Here is a 1,631-nt window from a genome sequence, read left to right as displayed (position 1 = left end):
AATCTAAAAGTCAAAATCAAGAAATAAATAAATCCCGATAGGGCTTTAAATCGCCCTACCGGGATATTTTAATATATTTTTTTAATTGATAAAAGGTACCAAAACTTTGACGCTTACATCTCTTTAGCTTTTTTATATAAGATATGCCCTTTTTCAGTTATAAATATATTTTTCTGTTTCACTGATCTATTTATTAACGTAACACCAAAATAGGATTCAAGATTTTTTATATGGTTGCTTACACTAGGCTGAGATAAGTTTAATTGGTTAGCTGCTTTAGTAAAGTTTTTTATTTCTACTACAGTAATAAAAGTTTTTAATTCTTCTATCATATTTATACTTCCTCCTTAAAACAGTGCCTTATTATAAGTCATAAGTAAAGCTTATGATTATTATAATTAATATTTATTTTACTTATGATTATATCAGATATATACTTATGAAGAAATCAAAAGAAAGGATTTGTTACATCATGTGTAATAAAAGAAGAAGTTTTTTAATTTCTGATACACTCCATATTATCCCAGGGCTTATTGTATCTATTATAGTAAGTTTTATAAGTATTCTATTATCAAAGTTCATACCTAATATAGGCGCTGCAACAATTTCAATCTTCTTAGGAATGGTAGTTGGTAATTTATTTCTTAATCAAAAAGTATTTGAAAAAGGATACCGATTTTCAGAGACTAATTTATTATCAGTATCAATTGTATTATTAGGTGGTACATTAAATATATCAGCATTAATACAAGTAGGGTGGTCAGGAATATTACTAATTATTCTTCAAATGTCTATAACGATAATAGCCGCTTTATTTATAGGTGAAAAGTTGGGCTTTAGTGAAAATTTTAGATTTATGATGGCTAGTGGAAATGCAGTATGTGGTTCCTCAGCTATTGCAGCTACAGCTCCAATAATTAAAGCTGACGATAAAGAAAAAGGAATTGTAATAACAATAGTCAATGTTACAGGAATATTTTTAATGTTTTTATTACCTTTAATATCAAAGTTTTTATATAATCAAGAAGTTATTAACACATCTGCAATGATAGGAGGAACGCTTCAGTCAATTGGACAAGTTGTTGCTAGTGGTGCAATGGTAAATGAAAATGTTAAAGATTTAGCCACTATTTTTAAATTGATAAGGGTAATATTTTTAGTTATTGTTGTACTAATTTTGGGGCATTTAAAATATAGAAAAAATGATAATGATATAGATAATAGTAATAAAATCAAAATCAAAGTGCCTTGGTATGTTATAGGATTTTTTATAACCTGTACGTTATGTTCTCTTAAATTAATTCCTAATGGATTATCACATGTATTTAAAGAGTTAAGTAACAAACTTGAAATAATTGCTTTAGCAGCTATAGGGCTAAAAGTAAATATTAAGGATTTGATAAAACAAGGAAAAGCAGCATCTTTATATGGTCTATTCATTGGTTTAGCCCAAATAATTTCAGTTATAATTTTGATTTATCTTTTCTTATAAAAATGGCTGCTACACATAAGTGATATGATACCTCTAAAGTAGACATGGTAAATAACCAAAATCTACTTTGGAGGTATTTTTTATGGGAAGACAATATAAATATTCTTTTGAAGATAAAATCAAGGCAGCAAAAGATTAT

2 protein-coding genes are annotated in these 1,631 nt (G+C 26.9%); one reads left to right on the top strand and one right to left on the bottom strand.

Translation table 11 applies throughout. From position 1 onward, the window contains the following. Nucleotides 1–113 precede the first annotated feature (113 nt). On the bottom strand, nt 114–332 hold the full coding sequence (locus KQI30_RS16700) for a helix-turn-helix domain-containing protein (RefSeq protein WP_216464474.1): 219 nt from the start codon (nt 330–332) through the stop codon (nt 114–116). Nucleotides 333–472: 140 nt separating this feature from the next. Here KQI30_RS16700 and KQI30_RS16695 point away from each other — a divergent pair, with 140 nt between their 5' ends. Then, a complete protein-coding gene (locus KQI30_RS16695; RefSeq protein WP_216464473.1) occupies nt 473–1,492 on the top strand; it encodes a YeiH family protein in 1,020 nt (339 codons plus the stop codon). Nucleotides 1,493–1,631 lie beyond the last annotated feature (139 nt).

Origin of the sequence: Clostridium bornimense (genome assembly GCF_018917145.1) — a bacterium.
GTDB lineage: Bacteria > Bacillota > Clostridia > Clostridiales > Clostridiaceae > Clostridium_AN > Clostridium_AN bornimense_A.
This window is presented reverse-complemented; position numbering and strand designations above follow the sequence as displayed.

Coding starts and splice junctions, on each gene's coding strand:
- KQI30_RS16700 (WP_216464474.1), bottom strand. CDS start 332: ATGATAGAAGAATTAAAAACTTTTATTACTGTAGTAGAAATAAAAAAC.
- KQI30_RS16695 (WP_216464473.1), top strand. CDS start 473: ATGTGTAATAAAAGAAGAAGTTTTTTAATTTCTGATACACTCCATATT.